The 20,875-nt window shown below is 35.3% G+C and carries 25 protein-coding genes and 1 pseudogene; 5 read left to right on the forward strand and 21 right to left on the reverse strand.

Annotation, left to right across the window (positions count from 1 at the left end):
* Positions 1–108: 108 nt before the first annotated feature.
* Together BN2144_RS18275 and BN2144_RS18280 are read left to right on the forward strand one after the other, a co-directional pair.
* Positions 109–531, forward strand: coding sequence for a hypothetical protein (locus tag BN2144_RS18275; protein ID WP_033829647.1), 423 nt, complete (start codon positions 109–111; stop codon positions 529–531).
* A gap of 47 nt (positions 532–578) precedes the next feature.
* A complete protein-coding gene (locus BN2144_RS18280; RefSeq protein ID WP_033829648.1) occupies positions 579–818 on the forward strand; it encodes an indolepyruvate ferredoxin oxidoreductase subunit alpha in 240 nt (79 codons plus the stop codon).
* Between the two features lie 492 nt (positions 819–1,310).
* Here BN2144_RS18280 and BN2144_RS18285 read toward each other — a convergent pair whose 3' ends face one another.
* From BN2144_RS18285 to BN2144_RS18295, 3 genes are all read right to left on the reverse strand, one after another.
* On the reverse strand, positions 1,311–2,471 hold the full coding sequence (locus BN2144_RS18285) for an acyl-CoA dehydrogenase family protein (RefSeq protein ID WP_033829649.1): 1,161 nt from the start codon (positions 2,469–2,471) through the stop codon (positions 1,311–1,313).
* Positions 2,472–2,662: 191 nt separating this feature from the next.
* On the reverse strand, positions 2,663–3,814 hold the full coding sequence (locus BN2144_RS18290) for a PstS family phosphate ABC transporter substrate-binding protein (RefSeq protein ID WP_033829650.1): 1,152 nt from the start codon (positions 3,812–3,814) through the stop codon (positions 2,663–2,665).
* Positions 3,815–3,927: 113 nt separating this feature from the next.
* Positions 3,928–4,710, reverse strand: coding sequence for a GNAT family N-acetyltransferase (locus BN2144_RS18295; protein ID WP_033829651.1), 783 nt, complete (start codon positions 4,708–4,710; stop codon positions 3,928–3,930).
* Positions 4,711–5,138: 428 nt separating this feature from the next.
* Between BN2144_RS18295 and BN2144_RS18300 the strand changes: the two genes are divergently transcribed.
* A complete protein-coding gene (locus BN2144_RS18300) occupies positions 5,139–6,575 on the forward strand; it encodes a carbon starvation CstA family protein (RefSeq protein WP_033829652.1) in 1,437 nt (478 codons plus the stop codon).
* Between the two features lie 443 nt (positions 6,576–7,018).
* On the opposite strand, the gene BN2144_RS18305 is transcribed toward BN2144_RS18300, so the two are convergent.
* The 5 genes from BN2144_RS18305 to BN2144_RS20655 form a co-directional block, all read right to left on the reverse strand.
* Positions 7,019–7,231 (reverse strand): YdbC family protein, encoded by a 213-nt coding sequence (locus BN2144_RS18305; RefSeq protein ID WP_033829653.1) that lies wholly within the window; start codon positions 7,229–7,231, stop codon positions 7,019–7,021.
* A 42-nt stretch (positions 7,232–7,273) separates the two neighbouring features.
* Positions 7,274–7,483 (reverse strand): hypothetical protein, encoded by a 210-nt coding sequence (locus tag BN2144_RS18310; RefSeq protein ID WP_187367032.1) that lies wholly within the window; start codon positions 7,481–7,483, stop codon positions 7,274–7,276.
* 337 nt (positions 7,484–7,820) lie between these two features.
* On the reverse strand, positions 7,821–8,204 hold the full coding sequence (locus BN2144_RS18315) for a hypothetical protein (protein ID WP_033829654.1): 384 nt from the start codon (positions 8,202–8,204) through the stop codon (positions 7,821–7,823).
* 44 nt (positions 8,205–8,248) lie between these two features.
* Complete coding sequence (locus tag BN2144_RS18320; RefSeq protein WP_187367033.1) at positions 8,249–8,842, reverse strand: hypothetical protein; 594 nt, start codon at positions 8,840–8,842, stop codon at positions 8,249–8,251.
* Complete coding sequence (locus BN2144_RS20655) at positions 8,817–8,945, reverse strand: hypothetical protein (protein WP_268258038.1); 129 nt, start codon at positions 8,943–8,945, stop codon at positions 8,817–8,819. Before BN2144_RS20655 ends, BN2144_RS18320 begins: the two co-directional genes overlap by 26 nt.
* Before the next feature lie 1,316 nt (positions 8,946–10,261).
* Between BN2144_RS20655 and BN2144_RS20505 the strand changes: the two genes are divergently transcribed.
* The gene (locus BN2144_RS20505; protein WP_154665517.1) at positions 10,262–10,417 is read left to right on the forward strand and encodes a hypothetical protein; all 156 of its coding nucleotides are present in this window, start codon (positions 10,262–10,264) and stop codon (positions 10,415–10,417) included.
* A 268-nt stretch (positions 10,418–10,685) separates the two neighbouring features.
* Here the strand turns inward: BN2144_RS20505 and BN2144_RS18325 are convergent, their stop codons facing one another.
* The gene (locus BN2144_RS18325) at positions 10,686–11,186 is read right to left on the reverse strand and encodes a YehS family protein (protein ID WP_033829656.1); all 501 of its coding nucleotides are present in this window, start codon (positions 11,184–11,186) and stop codon (positions 10,686–10,688) included.
* Positions 11,187–11,432: 246 nt separating this feature from the next.
* On the opposite strand from BN2144_RS18325, the gene BN2144_RS18330 reads away from it, so the two are divergent.
* Positions 11,433–12,341 carry an RpnC/YadD family protein gene (locus BN2144_RS18330; protein WP_033829657.1) on the forward strand — a complete coding sequence of 303 codons (909 nt, stop codon included), beginning with the start codon at positions 11,433–11,435 and terminating at the stop codon, positions 12,339–12,341.
* A gap of 158 nt (positions 12,342–12,499) precedes the next feature.
* On the opposite strand, the pseudogene BN2144_RS18335 reads toward BN2144_RS18330, so the two are convergent.
* The 12 genes and pseudogenes from BN2144_RS18335 to BN2144_RS18390 all read right to left on the reverse strand — a co-directional run.
* Positions 12,500–12,798 (reverse strand): annotated as a pseudogene (locus tag BN2144_RS18335) (DbpA RNA binding domain-containing protein); the annotation flags it as partial.
* A 102-nt stretch (positions 12,799–12,900) separates the two neighbouring features.
* The gene (locus BN2144_RS18340) at positions 12,901–13,395 is read right to left on the reverse strand and encodes a YrvL family regulatory protein (RefSeq protein ID WP_222860102.1); all 495 of its coding nucleotides are present in this window, start codon (positions 13,393–13,395) and stop codon (positions 12,901–12,903) included.
* A gap of 37 nt (positions 13,396–13,432) precedes the next feature.
* Positions 13,433–13,714 (reverse strand): hypothetical protein, encoded by a 282-nt coding sequence (locus BN2144_RS18345; protein ID WP_033829660.1) that lies wholly within the window; start codon positions 13,712–13,714, stop codon positions 13,433–13,435.
* A 163-nt stretch (positions 13,715–13,877) separates the two neighbouring features.
* A complete protein-coding gene (locus tag BN2144_RS18350; protein ID WP_033829661.1) occupies positions 13,878–14,333 on the reverse strand; it encodes a GNAT family N-acetyltransferase in 456 nt (151 codons plus the stop codon).
* Positions 14,334–15,126: 793 nt separating this feature from the next.
* A complete protein-coding gene (locus BN2144_RS18355) occupies positions 15,127–15,582 on the reverse strand; it encodes a hypothetical protein (RefSeq protein WP_033829662.1) in 456 nt (151 codons plus the stop codon).
* Positions 15,572–16,822 (reverse strand): replicative DNA helicase, encoded by a 1,251-nt coding sequence (locus tag BN2144_RS18360; RefSeq protein ID WP_230199770.1) that lies wholly within the window; start codon positions 16,820–16,822, stop codon positions 15,572–15,574. The genes BN2144_RS18355 and BN2144_RS18360 overlap by 11 nt, the downstream gene beginning before the upstream one ends.
* Positions 16,823–16,873: 51 nt before the next feature.
* The gene (locus BN2144_RS18365) at positions 16,874–17,422 is read right to left on the reverse strand and encodes a DnaD domain-containing protein (protein WP_082195282.1); all 549 of its coding nucleotides are present in this window, start codon (positions 17,420–17,422) and stop codon (positions 16,874–16,876) included.
* A gap of 1 nt (position 17,423) precedes the next feature.
* Positions 17,424–17,714 (reverse strand): hypothetical protein, encoded by a 291-nt coding sequence (locus BN2144_RS18370; protein ID WP_050632369.1) that lies wholly within the window; start codon positions 17,712–17,714, stop codon positions 17,424–17,426.
* A 646-nt stretch (positions 17,715–18,360) separates the two neighbouring features.
* Positions 18,361–18,699, reverse strand: a complete 339-nt coding sequence (locus tag BN2144_RS18375; protein ID WP_139017911.1) for a hypothetical protein — start codon at positions 18,697–18,699, stop codon at positions 18,361–18,363.
* Between the two features lie 338 nt (positions 18,700–19,037).
* A complete protein-coding gene (locus BN2144_RS18380; protein ID WP_033829665.1) occupies positions 19,038–19,817 on the reverse strand; it encodes a 3'-5' exonuclease in 780 nt (259 codons plus the stop codon).
* A gap of 312 nt (positions 19,818–20,129) precedes the next feature.
* The gene (locus BN2144_RS18385) at positions 20,130–20,444 is read right to left on the reverse strand and encodes a DMT family transporter (RefSeq protein WP_033829666.1); all 315 of its coding nucleotides are present in this window, start codon (positions 20,442–20,444) and stop codon (positions 20,130–20,132) included.
* Between the two features lies 1 nt (position 20,445).
* Positions 20,446–20,799: a DMT family transporter gene (locus BN2144_RS18390; protein WP_033829667.1), complete on the reverse strand. Its 354-nt coding sequence runs from the start codon at positions 20,797–20,799 to the stop codon at positions 20,446–20,448.
* Between the last annotated feature and the right edge of the window lie 76 nt (positions 20,800–20,875).

Here is a 20,875-nt window from a genome sequence, read left to right on the forward strand (position 1 = left end):
TAACAAAATGAAAGGAACATGATAGGTATTTGAATCCTTTCTTTGGGTATTCGTTCATACTTAAAATTTCGTTTTTACTTCAATATAATTAAAGGTGGGAGTTGTGAAATGGAAAATTCGTTAGAACGGTTGTACGCATTGATGAGTGATACATTTCAAATTTTTGACCATATGATTGTTGATGAAAGACATGAGGATTTGCGGAATTTAGTAAAAAATGAGTTAGAAGAACAGCGGCAACTTGTCTCTGAAATGAAAAATGCAGCACAAGAGGAACAACATATCGCGGCTGTTTTTATCACTAATCGTTTAAACGAATTGAATGACAACGTGCAAAAATTAGAAATGAATTTATTAGATGACTATCGAACAACAACAGAAAATCGTATCGAACAGTTTCAACAACGATCACTTGAAAATCAAATGGAGAAAACAGAAGCCTACCATAATAAAATCGACTACTTAAGTGCGGTGAAAATTCGGGAAAATATAAATCGAATGACGGAAATTTTATTACAAATGGAATCGTAATATGAAATCTAAAATGAGTTTTTTCACGTGAAAGGAGTGGATTTTTCATGTCTTATGTAATAACCTCACCATGCATCGGTGAAAAAGCGGGCGATTGTGTTGATGTTTGCCCTGTTGATTGTATTGCCGAGGGAGCGGGCCAATTTTTTATTGACCCTGATATTTGTATTGATTGTGGTGCATGTGAAGCGGCTTGCCCTGTTCAAGCTATTTTTTACGAAGATGAAGTTCCAAAAGGGGAAGAAAAATATATTCAGAAAGCGATTGAGTTTTATCGGAATCATTAATCTTAAAAATAATAGAGCGAGATATGGAAAAAAGCATCCAGTTCTTATGAATGAACGACTCCATTTGTTGGACTCAATTTACCACTTAGTCGCGTCGTTTTAAAGCGGATGCTTTTTTAAATATAGAAAACCCTGGTAACTAAGCTTTTGCAAGATGAAAGCCGAAGTATACCGGAGAAAACTCTTTTGGTATGTAAGTCGTGCTACCGACACTTTTCTTTGGATAGGAGAAAATGAACGATTTTTTACTTTCAATACGAGAAATTTGCTTAAATGGACGTCTCGTATGATATGGTCGCACATTTTTCGTGAAACGTGATTATAGAACCTTTCTATGAACCCGAAATGATGAGTTTTACGCGAAAATGGGCCCATTGAACCTCTCTATGAACCATTATTTCCCGAGGTCTACTAAAAACCGGCTTATAACACCATTGAAACTCTACACTCATTCGAAGTTTATCAATTTTTTACGTCATTTGAGCATTTCATTTAATTCTTAAACTCAGAAATGGCCGTTTGTGCTAGCTTTGAAATGGTCATATTATCCATCGGTGGGTTATGTAAACCTGCCCGTACATCCCGATAATACCTTTGAAGTGGGTTCGAACGTTGTAGACTTTTTGCGCCTACTAGTCTCATCGCTAGATCAACAATGGTAATGGCTGAATTTGTAGCAATATGTTTTGCTACGCCAAGTTCATTCGTTAATAACGGTCTGCGTGACGTATCATCATAAGCTTCAGCAACACTGTAGAGAAAATGGCGCGCCTTCATTAATTCCAAGTCCATTTGGCCGATTAAGTTTTGGACATTCGGTAAATCACTAATCGTTCCTTTTATACTGTTGGGAGAGTATTCCGTTGAATATTTAACTGCATAATCTCTTGCCGCTTGTGCAATTCCTAAGTAACATGCTGGAATATGTAATAACCACCCGTTTATCTGATTCCCTCTTTGACCGTTATTAAATTCGACAAAACACACATCAGGTACTTCTACTCCATCAAGGACAAGGTCATGGCTTTCCGTTCCTCGCATGGCAATTACATCCCAAGTCTCATCAATCGAAAGCCCATTACTATTTCGATCAATTAAAAAGAACCCAATCCCTTCCTTTTCTTCTACCCATGCGGACGTAAGAAAATGTGTTAGTACGGGTGACATCGTTGTGAATGATTTTCGCCCCGTAATGACCCATTTCCCATCTTTTTTTACAGCTGTTGTTGTCGGTTTCCCTCCACGAGTTGGACTACCTGTTTGAACTTCACTTGCAGCGCGATTCACTAAAGCACCATTATTAATCTTCTTTGCAAAAGTTTGGAGGTGATCTTCTTGCCAAAGTTTTTGCCCATAGAGCTCACCGACAACTCCTTGATGCCACCCAATGGATAATCCTGTTGCACTATCAAAGCTCGCTATCGTTTCTTGAAGAAGGACCATATCATACACACCGTGTCCATTACCACCATATTCTTTTGGCAATGTTAGCTTCGTATAGCCGAGATTAACAAGCGCTTCAATATTCTCTTTTGGAAAACGTGATTTCTCATCTACTTCTTTAGAAAATGTTTGAAAAGATTGTTTCAGCTGATTTAATTTTATTAACCATTCTTTTTGTTCAGCTGTTTTAACAAATAACACCTTTGACACAATATCACTTCCCTTATCATGAACAGTATTTTTTACGAAAAAGACATTTTCCTAATGATTATGCTGTGATTCGTTCTTACATGGCGACTATTTGACACAAACGGTTTTTTCAACAAGCTTCTGCCCTTGTTCCGATACCATCCACTGAAGAAATGGGTGGATGTTCGGGTTGCTTTTTTTCCTTTGAGTAACTAATTGATACGGACATATCCGGTTTTTTCAACAAGCTTCTGTCCCTGTTCCGATACCATCCACTGAAGAAATGGTTCGATGTTCGAATTGGTATTCTTATTTTCTATCGTAATTGCATAAAACTCATTTACAAAAGGATACGTGCCATTTTGAATATTCTCCTTCGTTGGTGCTATGCCATTTACTTTTATGTACTTTATCTCTTTCGCATCTACCATTTCCTGAGAAAAATGTCTGAAAGAAAAACCAATGGCATTCGTCCGATTTTGGTAATTCGTTGTTTCTTTAATAATCCCGCCCATTGCTGAAACAATATCTTTAGAAGGTGGGATCATTAATGGTTTGTCACCCATCATTCGAATTAATGCTGATTGACTTCCTGACCCTTCAGGACGTTGAAAGGCACGGATTTCCTCATTCGCACCACCAACATCACGCCAGTTCGTTATCTTTCCCGTATAGATCTCTTGAATTTGTTCTACCGTAAGTTCATCGACCGGATTATCTGCGTGGACAAAGAAAACAAATGCTTCTCTACCAATCGGTGTCATCCTTAACTTTACCCCTTCCTCCTCAGCTAACTTCAACTGTTCATCAGAAGGCGGTGCAATAAAAATAATATCCGCATCGTTAAATAATAATTTTTCAAAAGCATAACTCGTTTGACTTGAAACAACTTCACTTTCTTCCAAAGGATAGTCCTTCTTCGGATAAACCGCTTGAACAAACGAAGCATAAACTGGATATAAAGCCGTTGCTCCATCTAATCGTGGGAGGTTATCTTGAATAGTAAATGTGGATAGTTCATCTAATTGAGCCGCTTTTGTCCCCGCTACAAATGGTTGATATTCCGATAAATCGATATCTTGGCTACTAACAATTTCTAACGATTTTTCATAAGCTTGATACCCTTCATAGGAAATAACAGCAATAAAACAGCACGAAAGAAAAATAATTGCCGTATATTTGATGCGTTTCATCCGTAATTTTCCATAGATTGCAAGAATGATAATAACAATTAGACCAATCGTTACAATCGGAACAAATGGTGTATAAAATTTAGCATCCTCTGAAAATAATGCAGTAAAAAATGCCATAAACCCTATTAAACTTAATAAAATTACGGTCGTAATAGAAAGAGCTTTTTTCATTGTATTCCCACCCTCTTATGTTTTTTCCTTCGATTCTATCTTGTAGAATGTTGATCAACCAACGTACATAAACAGCTGAATCCGTTCGTTACACATTTTAAGAATGGGAATACTCAATAAGCATACATCATCCAATAGCCAATATCTTCAAAACCAATTCGTTTATAAATGGCCCCTGCTTTCGGATTATCATAAAATAAACATAGTTCTTTTCCTTCTTGTAAAAGTTCGTGACTAATTCGCAAGACGCATTTCGTCGCAAAGCCACGTTTCTTATAGTTTGCCAGAGTGGCGACACCGACAATCATGGCAGACTTCGAATTTTCAGCCGCCGTTGAAGCCGTTGACACAATTTTTCCATCTTCTTTAATAAAAAATGCTCGTGAAGTTCCATCGATCAAACCACGGCGTTTCGTCTCTACTGAAATATTTCCTTTGTCGAACTCTGGAATCGCTTGGAGTATAGTAACCAAGTCTTCTGCGTCATCAGGTGTTGCTTGCTGAACAATCGAGAAATCGCCATTGTACAATAATTTTGTGCATTTCGCATAAAACGTCTGTCTCTTTTTCTTTAATGGCCTTTTTATGTGCGGCCTAATCTTTTCAGTCACCTCTTTTAACCCGGACATCATTTTGAAATCCGAATCCTCATCCATTATGTTGGCAAACCCTTTGGCATCAAATTCCCCTTCCGCATAAGGAATATAGTTGCCTTCATACTTTAATAATACAGCAATCATTTTTCCGTTTTCATCGAATTCACCCCATACCTTTTGAAACGCTTGATCGTATCCGTATCCTTCAATATCTCCAATAATAAATAAGTTCTCAGCACGCTTCCTTTCTAAGAGCTGAAAACACTCATCATGGTCGCCCGCCGTTAATCTTCGTATCATACGAACACCTCTACAAGAATTTTTATATGAATTTTTCCACTATTTTACGCTAATTCTACCCTTTTTGGAAGAAGTTTCTTATAATTTCCCACTACTTTTTCTAAAGATGACGTGCTCTTAATCCGTTACCTTACTCGATACTCGGCCTTATCTCCTGAAATTGTGACTTTTTTGTGTATTTTTCTTGTCAAAAATGTAAGTAATCGCTTACAATAATAGTGAGTTCTTTTCTATTTGAAAAATTGAAATATTAATAGAAGGAATTCTTTCTTGTATGCAATTATCTTTATTATCACTGTTTTGAACGGATTTGATTAAGGCGGTATTGTGGAAGAAGTGACCGTTTTTAAGTTTTTAATGAACGACGAGTTTTACATGATATGGGGTAAATGATTCAAACATTTTTTTACAGCAAAGGAGATGGAGAAATGATAACATTTTTTGGAGGAATTGCACTTTTATTACTCGGTTATTTCACGTATGGAAAGTATGTAGAAAAAGTATTTGCACCTAATTTCGAACGAAAAACACCTGCGTATGCGAATGCTGATGGTGTAGACTATGTCCCCATGAGTAAAACAAAAAACTCACTCATTCAATTATTAAATATTGCTGGAACTGGCCCTATTTTCGGTCCGATTATGGGTGCGTTGTTTGGACCAGTAGCGTTTTTATGGATTGTGTTAGGTTCAATTTTTGCCGGTGCCGTTCATGACTATTTAACAGGAATGATTTCCATCCGTAACCGCGGTGCACATATTCCGGAACTTGCGGGTAAATTTTTAGGAAAAGCATCAAAACACGTCGTTAACGCATTTGCATTACTTTTATTATTACTTGTTGGTACCGTTTTCGTAACAACACCTGCATCCATGCTTCATATTTTAATTAATCAAAAAGTTGCTTTAAGTGTCATCATCGGTGTGATCTTTTTTTATTACTTACTATCTACCGTTCTACCAATTGATAAAATTATCGGTCGCCTCTATCCTTTCTTTGGAGCTGTGTTATTAATAGGAACATTTGGTGTTGCAATTGGTATGTTCGTAAGTGGTGATGCCGTAAAAATTCCAGAATTGTCCTTAACGAATATGCATCCAGATAACATCCCAATTTTCCCAATGTTATTCTTTACAATCACTTGTGGTGCTCTATCTGGTTTCCATGCGACACAATCACCTATTATTTCTAGAACGACAAAGAGTGAAAAAGAAGGACGCTTTATTTTCTACGGAATGATGATTGCAGAAGGGATTATTGCGATGATTTGGGCAGCTGCAACAATGGCCATTTTTGATGGAATGACTTTGAAAGAAATGATTGCAGCAGGTACGCCTTCTCTCGTTGTTAATGAAGTTTCTGTCTACTTACTTGGTGCTGTTGGTGGTACAATTGCCGTTTTAGGTGCTGTCGTTTTACCAATTACATCTGGTGATACAGCTTTCCGTGCAGCTCGAAATATTATTGCAGACTATATTAAACTACCACAAGCGCAACTGTCGAAACGTTTATATATTGCCATTCCATTATTTGCGATTTCTGTTGCATTAACACAAATAGACTTTAACATTCTTTGGCGTTATTTCTCTTGGGCAAACCAAGGAACCGCAGCACTTGCACTTTGGATCGGCGCTATGTACTTGTATGTGAAGAAAAGAAATTACTGGATTGCGTTTGTTCCGGCTGTTTTCATTACGTATATGGTCTTTGTCTACATCTTAAATGCACAAATTGGATTTAGATTAGATCTCAACCTTTCATTCATCATCGGTATTTTCCTAACAGTTGCGACAATCGGTTATTTTTACTGGAAAGGTCAAAAAAACCGTCAAGAAGATATTTCTTTGGACGAAGAAGCGGCATAATAGGAAAACTTGGCTGTTCCCAATTACCGGGGGCAGCCAAGTTCTTTTAATCTAAGTGTGGGACAATAATGGAAAGTGGAATCAGTCCATTGTCTCAAGTCAACAAAGAATGCATTCAAATCGTTCGCGCTACTCTATAAATGAAATGTCGTACTCCGAGTCAACGGATTCACAACTAAAATCAGGTGTCCATGCATAAATGATGAATTCAAAATCACCCCGATTAATCTTACCTATCCCATATATATTTCCGTTTTCCAATATGTACGAACTACTTTCTCCCTTACCATTCACTATGTTAATGATCGATCTAAGTTTACATCAATTCGTTATTTGTTATATAAAGAAAGCTTGGCAATCGTAGAGTTGAGCGAGATTTATTTAGTATAAGGTGTATTTAAAGAAAGGAGTGCAAAAAACTCCCTTCTCGCTTGTCCCTTAAATTACACTTGAAGCAACTTTTTTAATCCTGCTAACTCTTCTTTTGTTAAAGTGATTCCTTTCCCCATTTTCTCTTTATTCGGAGCCCAATCGCGCAAATCATACTTCGGTTCTTTTCTATTCCAACGAATTACATTTAATTCTTTCGTCCATCCTTTTGGTGATTCTGAAAGCACACCTATATGTTCAACGATTTCATATTTTACATCTGCCATACAAAATTCTCCTTTACTATAAAATTTACACTTTCCTATTTATTACAAAGCGTCTTTCTTACTGAATAGGTCCCGTTCCTTTTGATCACTTGACAGACCGTCAACATATTGGTTTGCTTCCAACAATGACAATCCTAAAACCTGCCTAGCTTCTTTAACCGCTTGAACCTTTTTCCCCTCTTTCAGCAGCTCTCGCAATGTTTCATTTATCGGATGTTCAGGTACATTCACTTGGTCAGCGACCTTTTCCAATATGAATTGCAAATTTTTAACCCGCGCTTCTAGGGAAGTAGTTTGTTGGAAACAGTCGTAACAAGAAAGAACATGATGATTGTTAGGCCTCCAATAATGATAAACTCTTCATAGTAAATCATTCCTTATTTATTCAATGTTCTTATTTCAAATTTTTCATCCCGCTTCTACAAATTCTCTCTGAAAAATATCTCGATTCGTAAACTAATTGCAAACAAGAACGGGGTCTGACCTCGTAAATATTAAGAAATAAAGTATTTACACACGTAGGAAAATACAGGTCTAGACCCCTTATATAAGAAAAGATTTATGGGAAGTACTATTTTCAACATGTACCTTAACAATAAATTGCATCATATTGTTTCTTTATAAAGGATTTTATAAGCTCTAAGTTCTCTTTTGTATTCATTACTTCAAGTGGAATATAAACTTCATGCTGTTTTAATGGGAAATTTCTCAATTCCTTGATATCAAACTTCAATAGTTGTTGGATCTCCTTTTGAATGGTTTTCCCTTTCGTAGATTCAGAATTTCCGGGATCAACATGAAGAATGATACAGAAATATTTTTTATCTCCATGTAAAGTTGCGAATCTTTTCTTACCACTCCAAGTAAGACAGCTATACCCTATTGCAAAACTTCTTCCTGGAATTGTAACCACCATTTGATCAAGCTTGCACAAGTATTTATGTAAATCACCAAATATAAGTAGTTCGTTCATTTAGATAGCTCCACTCTATATATGAGATATTATAATGTTAGAATTTACCTATAAACATTTCCACTTTCCAATATATACCATCCAGTTTTGTCCTTACCAATCACCAAGTTCAATGTCCACCCAGGTTTACATAGATCGGATATTTCTTTTGAAACAAAAACAGGTCCGATATTTGTCCCATCTCCAAGCTCCTCCTCCAGCCACAATTTTTTGTTTTCTAAATGAAGGACCGAAAAATAGCCATCTAATATTTCATCATATTCTTTCTCAGGAGATTTCATAGCATGTTCATAAATCAGTTCAGCAAGTTCCCCAACATTTGGAAGATCAGATGCCTCTTTAAAGTACTCTTGATAATCCTCATCCGTATATTGTTTCTCCTTTAACCAGCTCGATAGTTTTTTCATAACACGGACGGATTTCTTCATACAATATTTACCGCCCATAACTTTACAAATTAAAAAGTAATCTAAAAATTCACTAAACACCATTTCATCTATTTTGTCAGCACCAAATATTTTAGTAAAACTTTGTTCGTCTTGCATTGAAAGTTCCTGCCATTTTTCTGTTTCTGCATGATCCAAATATTGATAAGCATAATGATTTAAATATTCACGAAAAAAAATAGATAACTTCATCATAATCATTATACGTTCGCGGTTGTTTCAATCTCGCTTGCTGTTCGATTAAAAACTCTTCTAAAATATCATCAATCTTTTCAATAAAAACATATCCTTTCAAGATGATGAAGACAAGTTCATTGTCCCAAAATCAACTATTTATTTCAATATACAAAACCAGGAACCGGCTCTACAATTCTATTTGATTTTTGTGGCTATGATCTTCTTAACATTATTTCAATCTCTTGCTTTAGTTAAAGAAGGACAAATTTCTTTATTAACCACTAAACCATTGGACGACTCCATAAATACTCAACGTTCACCATTAAGTTGTCCATATTCAGTTATTTAACGGAGCCTGATTCTGGAATTCACGTCCCTTTGTTGAAGAACTTAATCACCTGTTTAATTTATTCCTTAATGAATTAATAGCATCCATTACCTCTTTTGTATTTTCTTTATGATTCACTTTATAAATTTGGACGTTCGATTGAATTTGTCAGACCTATCTTACTTCACGCTTGGAAGGGACTCAAGATAATTATAAGATAGAAAGTTTACGGAATGAATCTTGTTCTGCAGCTTTGAGAGTAGGAAAAACAGAACAATAAATTATGCGACACACCCGACATCGAAAAGTGGAATTTTTAAACGTTACATAAAACTTGAAACATTACTTGAGGATAATCCTGCAATTGGGATAGGGGTGCTAAATTTTTTAATCGCAGAAAGTAGTGTTTATGCTATTTTATATATTTATCCTCATGAAAAAGCCTCGACAAATTTGCCAAGACTTCCTTATTCTCAACTCTAATTTTTATTAGCTGCCCCATTCATACCTCAGGTGAAGGTAGCCGCAATATTTTTTATTCCTTTCGTGTATTTTAGAACAATGAGGAAAGCGGTTGCGTTTGAGCCAGTCATCTATTCTGACTGGCTCAATAAACAATATCGATTAGATTAGTGTACCCTTAATTTAACAACTAGGAAAAATGACATGCATTGAAAATCGCGTATTATAGGAGTAACCAATAATTATTAAATGAAACTGGTAATTTTATACAAGCAGCCTTTTAATGTTTTCCTATATGTTGATGGCCTAGCAACACAGGAAAAGCCTTTTTAGAATCTGTACAAGCCTTAATAAGGAAAGGACTGGAACGATATTAAGAACGATTGACTCCATAAACGGAGCATTGTAGGAATCCGAAAAGATTATTCCTCTTACGAAAAAGCCAATTAGACAAAATAATTATTATAAACAATGAGACTACCCATTCAGTACCCTTCTAATATTATCCAAATTAGGAAAACTAGGCTTGACTCCTGACCTAAAAAGACGGTACCAAGACTTTTCTGGATAGTCCTAAAAAATCGAAAATTCCTTGGAGTATACGTTAAACAAAACTGGACAATTGCTTTTTATTAAAACCTACAGTGAATTCGGCAGTTAACAGAAATCTCCTTCAAGGTGAGGTTGAAGATTTTCTTACAGCTTTCTTTAAAGAATATAAATGCTATTTTAAAGAAATTCTTCGGAAGGATCCAAATGCCATTCAACATGATTCTGTTACAATGATGATCAACAATTAAAAGTTTATAAAGAAATAAAAAACAAATTTTAACTTAATAATATTCAAAGAGAGGTTGACCTTGGAGGTAAAAATATTCTATACAAATGAATAGATTGATAAAAAGGAAGAACTTTTCTTGATAGAATTTAATTGGTACAAAAATTCATAGAAAAGAGGTCTTCCCTATGAATCAGCTTACAACAAAGCTAATTGTTAAATCAGACCCTGAAATCCATACTTCACTCCTCGCCTTATCCAAAAAACGGGGGCTGCCTCTTTTACTAAAATTACCCTCTATATTTGATGGCTAAGCCTTTTAGGAAGTTTCTTGCAAAATTATCTCCGCATTCTTTATAATTTTTATGTCCTTCTTTTCGTAACAAAGCTCCGAGTTCTCCTTTTGTTACCCGTAAACCAGCATAATTAAAAATGTCCAACATCTCTTCAGTCGTCAAGGAGAGCGCGATTTTTACTTTCTTTAATAGAAGATTGTTCACATTTTCATTTGATTTCTGTGGCTTTTCTCGCAAATTTTCCTGACCAGGCTTCGGATCTTGTTTGCCTCTTTTATAAATAATAAGCCCATTCAAAAATGAGTCTAGCATACTATGCGTGCATTTCATTTGATCCTCATTTACATTATCGTCTTCATCATATGTTTTTGTAAGAATTTTGACGACAGCTGGAACACTTACCTCCACCCCGCCTAGCTTAAAAATTTCTGCCATTTCCTTGTTTTTTATTTCTAATGCGTATCTCAAACGTATTAATATATCATTATTATCCATCTATTAGCCTCCGTAGCATAACTTGGTGTCTTACCTTATTTTATATGTACTTCATTTTAATCTATTTTTGACTGAAAAACCAGGGGTGACAGATTCCTTGACCTAATATAGGCTTATAATTATTCATTTCAATATTCAATAAATTCTTATTCATCTTAAATACTTGAAACAGAACTCTTATTCTTGTCGTTTCTTTTTGGTATATTTTTTGTATATAAACTTATATTGTTTAAAGAATGTGGTGAAATGCTGGTATCACTCATTAGAGAACAATATGGAACCTCCACGTACACACATCACGATCAACTATTTAAAGAATTAATTCACACATTTTTTGAGGAATTTCTAGAAGCTTTTTTTCCTGAAGTTCACAACTCCATTGATTTTTCCTCCATTCACCCATTAACTGGGGAAACTTTTACCGATTTGCGTGAGGGTGAAAGCAGAACGGCTGACATTGTCATTGAAGCAAAAGTGAAACATCTTGACACGATAATCATCATCCATATTGAACCCCAAAGTTATCAACAAACCAATTTTCACGAACGAATGTATATATATTTCAGTATGCTTTACAACAAATATCGAAAACCTATTTTACCTATAGCGATTTTTACATATGATAATGTTGGCAACGAAAAAAATGAATATCACATTCAATTTCCATTTTTTGATGTTCTTTCCTTCCGTTTTCTCTCATTGCCACTGAAGAAAATGAATTGGCGACACTATATTCAATCCGATAATCCAGTGGCAGCAGCCTTGTTAAGTAAAATGGGCTATCGTGAAGCTGAAAGAGTTGAAGTTAAGAAGGAATTTTTGCGGATGCTAGTACGAATGAAATTAAATCCAGCTAAAGAACGGTATATTTATGGATTTTTTGAAAGATATTTAAAATTAACGAAAGCTGAGGAGGTTACACTAATGAATGAAGTGAAAAAGCTTAAAAAAGATGAGGCGATTAAAATTATGGAACTACCAATTTCCTATGAAGAACGTGGGATTGAAAAAGGAAAGGAAATCGGCAAAGAAAAAGCCCTACAAGAAGTGGTGAAAAATATGTTGGAACTAGGAGTTGATTTAGAAACCATTTCTAAATATACGAAATTGAATAAAGAGAAAATTGAATGTATTAAAAAATCTACGGGCTTTTAATCCATTCTTTTTATAGAGGTAGAGGAGATTTTGAAAATTAACGGGGTCTATCTGCTGGAACAAAACTCTAAAAACATTTTTTTAAAAAGGTGCCCGCCCCTTAATGCATTAATACTTTAACAAATTGAGGGACAGGCACCTATATAAGCTTTCCTACTTCACTGCCTCGCCTCATGAACTTTTAATAATTTTCCCTTAATGGTTGTATTTTCATCGCCTTTAGTACAAGTGGCCCTTTACCATTTAAAATATCGACATATGTTGCGGAATCGGTAATGGTAATAATACCAATATCATCGGCGTGAGCCCCTTCTATCTTCGCAATCGTGCCGACAAAATCAACAGCACGTCGTTTCTTTTTCTTTCCCCCATTAAAATATAATTTCATCATTTCTTTGTTGAGTTGTTCATTTTTTACCGTTTTCTTGACTGGCTTGGCTTTCACTTTTGCATAAAAAAGCGACATTTTCATCCATTTATTATACCAACTGTCTTCTTTTTAGACATAAGTGCACCAGGGGAAAGTTGCCTGTCCCTCTGTATCACTTGCCCCCGTGCCTCACCTCTTTTTTCCATCGAATGCGTATTCAATTAAGAAGAAAATAATGACGACAACGATTTCTGTTAGCAATGGAACGGTAATCGAGCTCATGAGTTCATCCACTGTATGGAAGGCGAACCAAGAAAAGGTGCATTCAACGACCATGCGTGTGAAAAACAATTGATATTTCCCTGTTATGTACGGTACTAATAGTTTAAAAAGAACAATTGACAGAAAATCTAAAATAAGTCCTACGACAAAATAGAGGACAACGAAAAGAAACAATGCACTTACCGAATCATAGTGCACGCCTAGAATGCGAAAAAGACCAGCAAAACCAAAGAAAAAAAGACCCACTACAAAAGCAAGAGCCCCTATTATTAAGAGTGATAGTGCGACTACCACTACAATTTTTTCTGAGGCTTTTAAATTTGAAAAAGAATCGTCTTCTTTATTTTTATTCATTATGCAAATTCCCCATTTCTTGTTTATTGCCTCGCTCTTCTTTTTCATAAAACGTGAAGTAGACTGAACTTCCCTTATTATACAATCATTTTCGATACGGCTCATCAGATGCCAACCAATCCAATAGTTTTTGATAATTATAGTATGTTGTTCCATTCAGTTCAATTTTCGGGAGGTTCGGATACTTTTCAATTAAATCTCGGACTTCCTCCTTACTTAAACTTAACCAGAGTGGTAAGTCTTCCCCCTTTAATAATGAATAATCTTTGGAACTTTGTTTCGGGCGATTAAAATGTTTCAACCCGTCTCCGATAAAATACCCCATTAACCCTAATCCTACTGCAAACCAAAAGAAACTAATATCCATGTTAAATAAATCCCCTCTCTCTAATATGATATTTTTTTTATTATTTACGAATGGATTGGACATTTGTTTCATTTTTATTTGTACCTAGTATATGCTTCTCAAAAATTTATACATGAAATGTACCCCGTTCAAACAAAGGAGACAGGTTCCTTGGCAGGACAAATTAAATCAATTCTTGGGACATGCGTATCATATCTCTACACCAAATTCCGTTTTCAAAAATTTTATCCTCATAGTGACGCAAGAAAAAATCACTATCAACACCGGTAATCCTAAATCCACATTTTTGATACAAAGCTAATTGTCCTATACTTGAATTTCCCGTTCCAACTTCAATTGTTTTGTAGCCTTTCGCTTTCGATTTTTGAATTGCGTCCATAACCAGCAGCTTTCCAATACCTTTTCCTTGTTCTATCTCAGAAACAGCTATATTAACTAATTCAATTGTCACTGGTCTTGTAGGGAGCAATACATAAACACCTATTATTTCTTTATTGTTTTCAGCAACATAACATATTCCTCGGTTCAAATATTCCCCTATTAATTTTCGTGAAGGATCAGCCAGTAATAATAAATCTATTGGAGGTTCCTCGTTAACATTCAATTCCCTAATCCTCATTAGATCATCTCCAATATAACGTTTTTTGTATAACTATCACTATAATCGAATGAAAACACACTCTATCCACTATTTAATTTCAAATTCATATTTAGCTATATAATCTTTTCTATGGAAGAGAATACCTGCTAGAAGATAATCGTGGTTAACACAAATTGTTCGTAAAAATAGAACCTAAACCATTTACTAATACAAATAGGCGTGGAGGAACTAGTCTCAAAATTACAGTTCTACTTCGACATTACCCGCAATCAGAATTACGTGCACTTGAAACTTATCGAACAATGTTTACTCCGATGAAAATAATCATCCACGTAAATAAAATGGCAAAATTCATTCCAAATGGATTGAACTAGGATTCACTCGAAGCAATGGTCAACGGACTCATGACAAAAGACTGGTGTCTCCATGCGTAAATGATGAAATTGATAAAATCTCCTCCCTCACTTAAAATGTATTCTTCTCTAAATTTGATAAAACTTGGCCTGCCTCTTAGTCATGTGCCTACTCAAATTTTTATTATAAGAATGTCCTTCCTTAAATAGAGTATATAAAAATCCTAAGAATGAAAAAACAGTTTGTCCCAGTTTCGTTCAATGTGCCTTTTATATTTTGGGATAGGTGTAGATGTAAGGTCACTTTACAATCGGTAGTTTTTAATATGGCTCTTCTTACTGTTAAGTTTACCTTTCCACTGTCGAAATTGACCTTGTTTACTATCGAAGTTCTCCCTTTAACTTTCGGAGTTCGGCCTATAAAAAATAATTAAAATATAAAAGTTTATATCTATGAATCATGAAGGGGGCGGGTTGTTCCCTTGTCTCCCCTTCGTTCTTTCATAGATCCACGCCACTTGGGGAAAATGACTATATTCTTTCCTTATTTCTCGAAATGTTGTTACTGTATTTCCTCTTGTAATCATAGTTTCTAGCAAATATTCATGGCAATTGATTGGTCGACGTTTGAAGACATGTTTAAAATGATTAATAGCCTCTCTTTCATCTGTAGCAAAAATAAAGGCAAATCTATGGGGACTCATTTTTAATGTAAACATTCGGATTTTCTTTATTCCTAAATGATTTTTCTGCATTAATTCATGTACAGCTTGGTTGTCGATGTCGTCCCAGTTAATAATCGATGTATCATCATCGAGCGACAGTTTCTTTTCTTTCAATAAATAGTAAAGAGAATAGGCGAGACACGCTTCATCGTAATAAAGTGCATCTACATATAACTCTTTAACGAGCAATTACCTTCCTCCTTTCTTCAATTTCTCCCGTACGTTTATTGTATAGAACCGTAACTTTTCCAATCGGGCCGTTGCGGTTCTTTGCGACAATCATCTCAAGAGTGTTGTCTTCATTGTTATATTCGTAATAATTTTCACGATAGAGAAATAATATAACGTCAGCATCTTGCTCAATACTACCGGATTCGCGGATATCTGATAAAACTGGACGTTTGTTTGCTCTTGCTTCAACATTCCGATTTAATTGGGCCAAACAAACAACTGGACATTGAAAGTCTTTTGCCATCACTTTTAAGTTCCGTGAAATTTCAGAAACTTGATAATGTACATTACCATTAAAATAATCGGATGACCGGATGAGTGTTAAATAATCAATAAACACGATGGGTTTTTTATCTGGATAGTTATTCACGATTTTCCGGACTTTTGCTCGCATTTCCGGTATGGTTTGTCCAGGAGAATCGAATATTTGTACATGTGTACGATTTAATTCTTCAATAATAGTTGGCCAGCGTTCCTTTTGTTTTTCACTTAAAAATTCTTTTAAGTTTCGCATTCTCATACGGTTAATTTTTCCTGTTGAGGCAATTAATCTCGCCGTTAATTGTTTTTCCGGCATTTCGAGCGAGAAAATAATTGGTATACACCCACTCCAACCCGCATTTTTGGCAATGTGCAACATCACATCTGTTTTTCCCATAGACGGTCGTGCAGCAATAATCGTCACCTCCCCTTCTTTAAATCCACCTGTCATCCCGTCCAAGCTTTCGACCCCTGATGTCACTGTTTTTTCAAGTTCCCTCTCCTCCCATGGCGCTTCATAAAAATCAACTAGAGCCTCATCAATTGATTTATAATCATACACTTTTAATTGATTGATTTTCTCCAACGTTTCGATTGTCTTTTCAATGTCCCAATCATTGATCGATGCTTGCGTGAATATTTTTTGCTTTTCTCGATTTTTCCAAGCCTCAAGAAACAATTCCTCAATTGATTCAAATTTTTCCAATTCAGCATAGCTTTCTAACTCTTTTAAGTAGGAAATACCACCAAGTTGGTCTAAGCATGGTACAGTCGTTAATGCGAGTAAATCAACTTCTTTTCCTTTTAAATTAAATTCTTTCATTAGTTGAAACAATTTCTGATGTCTTATATCCGCTAAGTGTTGTGGTTGAACAATTGTGTCTTTAATTAAATCATTTTCTTTCATTAAACAGCCTAAAAATGCTTGTTCAATCAATTTTTCAGTACCCCTCCCCATGCATAAAAAACTTTATAAAAAAGCTCACTTTTACTCCGATTCATTTTCACCTTCTGACATATCGACGACAAAATCATTTTGAAAAATCGATGGGAATCCTCTCAGAGACGGTTGAACCTTGTTCGAAAATCGTTTTCGATATGCTTGTTGTGCCGCATGAACTTCTTCAATCGTCCTGTATCCTTTATCTACCCAATGTCTTAGAACCGCTTCTACATAGCGCCATCTTTTTGATCCATATTCAATAGCCACTTTCATCGCTTCAACAACAAGCTCGTCCGATAGATCCTCCCTCCATGCCTGTATCTTTTCCGCAACGTATCCACTAACTGGACCAAAACCATTTTGTTCATAAAAGGTAAACGGATTCTCTTTTTCCAATTCAAGTTTTTTTACAAAAGTATTCTGGTAACTTGTTATATGCTTCCTCGATAATGGCTGAGGTGGAGTCGTGTTGAATGGGATTCTAGTACCAACTTCCTCAATTTCTTCCAAAGCGGAATGAAATTTATCGGTATCCAATCGAAACCATTTTATGTTATTGGATGTAAAGTGATGATGTTTTCCCACTATAATCATTTCATTGTTTATTAGTTTTATAACAATCCGACGAATCGTTGATAGAGACCAAAACGGAAAAACATGTTGCCATCCCTCGTAAGTTCTTCTTTCTCCCAATCACCTTCCCAGTTTCAGGACACCGTTCAATTGTCGGCCGATACCAGTAAACGATATCTGAAAGAATGAGAATTGCTGTCAAATGAGCCTTTCCATTCGGTAAAATAATCTTTTGATACCAAGCATTCGGGATAACATTTCCAGATAATGTTAAATGACTCATTTCATCGACAATGAGATATCCAGTTTTCATAACGTCATCTCCTTTTTCAAAATGATTTCTGTTCTATTATTGTTATAAAAGCTTTTTTGCAAAATGGATAAAGGAAATTTTATATCGTGGGGAAGTGATGAGGTAGGTTCGGTATTTTTAGGCTGCTGAAGGTGGGGATTGTACTGTTAAGGTTAGACCTCGTGCTGTCGAAGTTGGATCTCGTACTGTCGAAGTTCTCCCTGTTTACTGCTGAAGTTTCACCCTTTTCCTCTCAAAGTTTTTCTTTAGTTCCCCAGTTTACTATTAAATCAACAAAAAAAGCTACAGTGACTTTGATTGTCATTGTAGCTTTTTTGAAAACCAGGCCTAAAGCATACTTGTTGAAAAAAGCGCTCATCCAAATGATATGGATAGTTATGTTGAATGTGATGTAAGAGATCTTGAAACATTGGTAAGAAAAAACATGAAAAAAACAAGAATGGCTTGAGAGACATGTACAAAGTTTCACCTGTTACTGCCTGAAGTCGCGCCCCATACTCTCGAAGTTCTCCCTGTTACTATCGACGTTCCACCTCGTACCGGTTAAAAGCGTGCTCTGTACTATTGTAGTTTTCTATTTTCGGTTTTCATCGAAGCGTTTTTCAACTAGCTTCTATTTTTGCCTTTGATACATTTCATCGAATTTTTACCGTAAAAGTTTCCATGCTTTTTCAGCTGTTTCAACAACCTCATGACTACATTTTCTTTGTTGAAATGCCTCCATTAATTTACCCGCTTTAAATCCATCTTCACCTTTAAGTCCATATTGTGCATTATAAAACCATAAAAGACCTGACCATCCCATTATTTCCCGTCCCAAACGACTGCCACCACAACTTTTTTCAAAATCAGACTGTTTCGAAGTTAGTAATTCAGCCAAACGATCAACCGTTTTACTATTTGGATCATTCCATATTCTACTCCACTCTTCCATTGCCTTATCATAGAAATGTAAATCCTCTTGGTTTAAAAACTTTTTTGCCATATATCTTGACATAATGATATTCCCTTCCTTCTCCGCTTTTCACGAAACCGAAAACAATTCATTCTTTTCCTTCATTTTTATAATTTTCAGTTTTTATTTTGTTTCTCGGATGTTCATTTGCATCTACAATTCGGTTTGTATAAAGTTCAAATGTAGAAACAATCTCCTCTCAAAAACATATAAATGATTCTTCAAGACAAGTTCGTCGTCCAAGAATCTACTGTTTATATACGTAATAAAAAAATGAAATTAGTCATTACCTATATTTAATCAAATTTAATAGGGTAAGGGAAATTGTTTCTTCGTCTTTCAGAACATAGGATCAGTCCTTTCGACAGTTACCTTTTCCCCAACGTTTCTCCTCTAACTAAGTACAGCAACTCTATTAATCGATTCATCTCTTTTTTACTTTTAGTTAATTGAAAAGTCTCTATTCTTTCAAGTTCTTTTTCACTTATATTCGTTAATAGTGAAAGGTCATGATCATTTAAATTGAGCTTTCTTCTCAGGCGGATGAATTTATTGACCCTTTTTCTATAGTCAAAATCTAGTAATTGATTGTTAACGAATGGTTCTGTTTTCATTTGTCCTTTATTATGAATTTCTAATAATATGCTTGCAGTATTAAACGCATCATCTATGGAACAATGGGGGGTACCCTCATAACTTAACTCTAATCGTTCGATAGCCTTTACTAGTCCAAATTGTTTTTTCTCATGAACCGCTAAAGAAAAAGCGTCTTGTAAATTCATATACTGTTGGAAAACATCTGTGCTAATTTGGTGGAATAATAAGTTTTTTAATAAAACAACCCGATCTTCTCCCCCCCATGAGCAGTAGATATAAGATTTGTTCCCTATCCATTTTTCAAACCTTTTCATCACTATAGGAAATCTTGGGGCTAACCATGTGTCTGGTTCTTGTAGGTTTGTCAATTTTTTTATTTTCTTTGTTACGGGTTTTAACGTCCTTACATAGGAGTGGAAACTTCTCCCTATTATTAATAATCCATCAATTTCACTAACTTCAACAGCACCAATTTCCGTAATTTCTTGACCGATAAATTTTCCATGACGAAAAGTTGGGCTCCACTCTAAATCAAATACGATAAAGTTCATTGTATCCACCAACTTCAAAAGATAAATATTTCTGAATAAAATTCATCTTCATTATATAGTAAATTTTATCATATTGACAAAAAAAGTAGCGAAACTGGACTGAATTTTCAAATCAAAGTATGCCTTAAATGAGATGGAGAAATAGGTTATGCCTTGTACTGCGAGCCTCTTGTTTTTAAAGTGCCCCCGTTTACTGTTGAGGTTTCCTATTTTACTGTCGAAGTTTGCCCCGTACTGTCGAAGTTTCCCCTGTTACAAAAACAAATCTATTTACAATAAGTATGTTTACTGGATGTAGTTAACTATTTTAAATTAAGAAACAGCTTTTAAACCTGTTACACCAATAATGATTATCATTAGGCTCACTACACGCCCGAGGCTTTTTGACTCATTGAAAAAGATCATATTTACTAGTACAGCTGAAGCGGTTCCTATACCAATCCAAACTGCATAGGCAACACTTACTTGGAGATAATTAAAGGAGGCATAAAGAAATGCAAATGAACCGCCAAATCCACCGAAAAAAAGTAGTGTATGAAAGAATGATTTTCTTTCACTAAATCTATTTAAACCAATAACACCAACTAATTCAAATATTGCGGCTAAAAATACGTATATCCACCCCATATTATGCAACTCCTTCTTCTGATTTCTCATTGGAATTCGAATTATTATCCGCAAGATTTAAAGCTATAACCCCAATAACGAGTAATCCGATAAAAAATCCCTTTTCCATACTAAACGTTTCTCCAAATATAAATACATCCATAAGACAAGTACCAACTGTACCCGCTGCTGCAAAGATTGCATAAACAGTACCCGTTGGTAACAACTCACATGCTTTTGAGAGAACTAGAAAGTCTACAATAATGATTGGGACCATAATCGCCCAGTGCCACCACACATTAGCAACATTGAAACCATAAACCCAAAACAATTCAAATAAACAAGTCAATAGTACATATATCCAAGCTCGATTCATAAAAACACCATCCTTGTGAAATTTATCATCAATCTTACATTTGTCCATGAATGAATGTCAGTCATTTATTGTGAAA

Origin of the sequence: Bacillus andreraoultii, from assembly GCF_001244735.1 — a bacterium.
In the GTDB taxonomy this organism is placed as follows: domain Bacteria; phylum Bacillota; class Bacilli; order Bacillales; family Caldibacillaceae; genus Caldifermentibacillus; species Caldifermentibacillus andreraoultii.

Coding starts and splice junctions, on each gene's coding strand:
- BN2144_RS18275 (WP_033829647.1), top strand. CDS start 109: ATGGAAAATTCGTTAGAACGGTTGTACGCATTGATGAGTGATACATTT.
- BN2144_RS18280 (WP_033829648.1), top strand. CDS start 579: ATGTCTTATGTAATAACCTCACCATGCATCGGTGAAAAAGCGGGCGAT.
- BN2144_RS18290 (WP_033829650.1), bottom strand. CDS start 3,814: ATGAAAAAAGCTCTTTCTATTACGACCGTAATTTTATTAAGTTTAATA.
- BN2144_RS18295 (WP_033829651.1), bottom strand. CDS start 4,710: ATGATACGAAGATTAACGGCGGGCGACCATGATGAGTGTTTTCAGCTC.
- BN2144_RS18300 (WP_033829652.1), top strand. CDS start 5,139: ATGATAACATTTTTTGGAGGAATTGCACTTTTATTACTCGGTTATTTC.
- BN2144_RS18305 (WP_033829653.1), bottom strand. CDS start 7,231: ATGGCAGATGTAAAATATGAAATCGTTGAACATATAGGTGTGCTTTCA.
- BN2144_RS18315 (WP_033829654.1), bottom strand. CDS start 8,204: ATGAACGAACTACTTATATTTGGTGATTTACATAAATACTTGTGCAAG.
- BN2144_RS18320 (WP_187367033.1), bottom strand. CDS start 8,842: ATGAAGTTATCTATTTTTTTTCGTGAATATTTAAATCATTATGCTTAT.
- BN2144_RS18325 (WP_033829656.1), bottom strand. CDS start 11,186: ATGGATAATAATGATATATTAATACGTTTGAGATACGCATTAGAAATA.
- BN2144_RS18330 (WP_033829657.1), top strand. CDS start 11,433: ATGCTGGTATCACTCATTAGAGAACAATATGGAACCTCCACGTACACA.
- BN2144_RS18340 (WP_222860102.1), bottom strand. CDS start 13,395: ATGAAAAAGAAGAGCGAGGCAATAAACAAGAAATGGGGAATTTGCATA.
- BN2144_RS18345 (WP_033829660.1), bottom strand. CDS start 13,714: ATGGATATTAGTTTCTTTTGGTTTGCAGTAGGATTAGGGTTAATGGGG.
- BN2144_RS18350 (WP_033829661.1), bottom strand. CDS start 14,333: ATGAGGATTAGGGAATTGAATGTTAACGAGGAACCTCCAATAGATTTA.
- BN2144_RS18365 (WP_082195282.1), bottom strand. CDS start 17,422: ATGATTATAGTGGGAAAACATCATCACTTTACATCCAATAACATAAAA.
- BN2144_RS18370 (WP_050632369.1), bottom strand. CDS start 17,714: ATGAAAACTGGATATCTCATTGTCGATGAAATGAGTCATTTAACATTA.
- BN2144_RS18375 (WP_139017911.1), bottom strand. CDS start 18,699: ATGGCAAAAAAGTTTTTAAACCAAGAGGATTTACATTTCTATGATAAG.
- BN2144_RS18380 (WP_033829665.1), bottom strand. CDS start 19,817: ATGAACTTTATCGTATTTGATTTAGAGTGGAGCCCAACTTTTCGTCAT.
- BN2144_RS18385 (WP_033829666.1), bottom strand. CDS start 20,444: ATGGGGTGGATATACGTATTTTTAGCCGCAATATTTGAATTAGTTGGT.
- BN2144_RS18390 (WP_033829667.1), bottom strand. CDS start 20,799: ATGAATCGAGCTTGGATATATGTACTATTGACTTGTTTATTTGAATTG.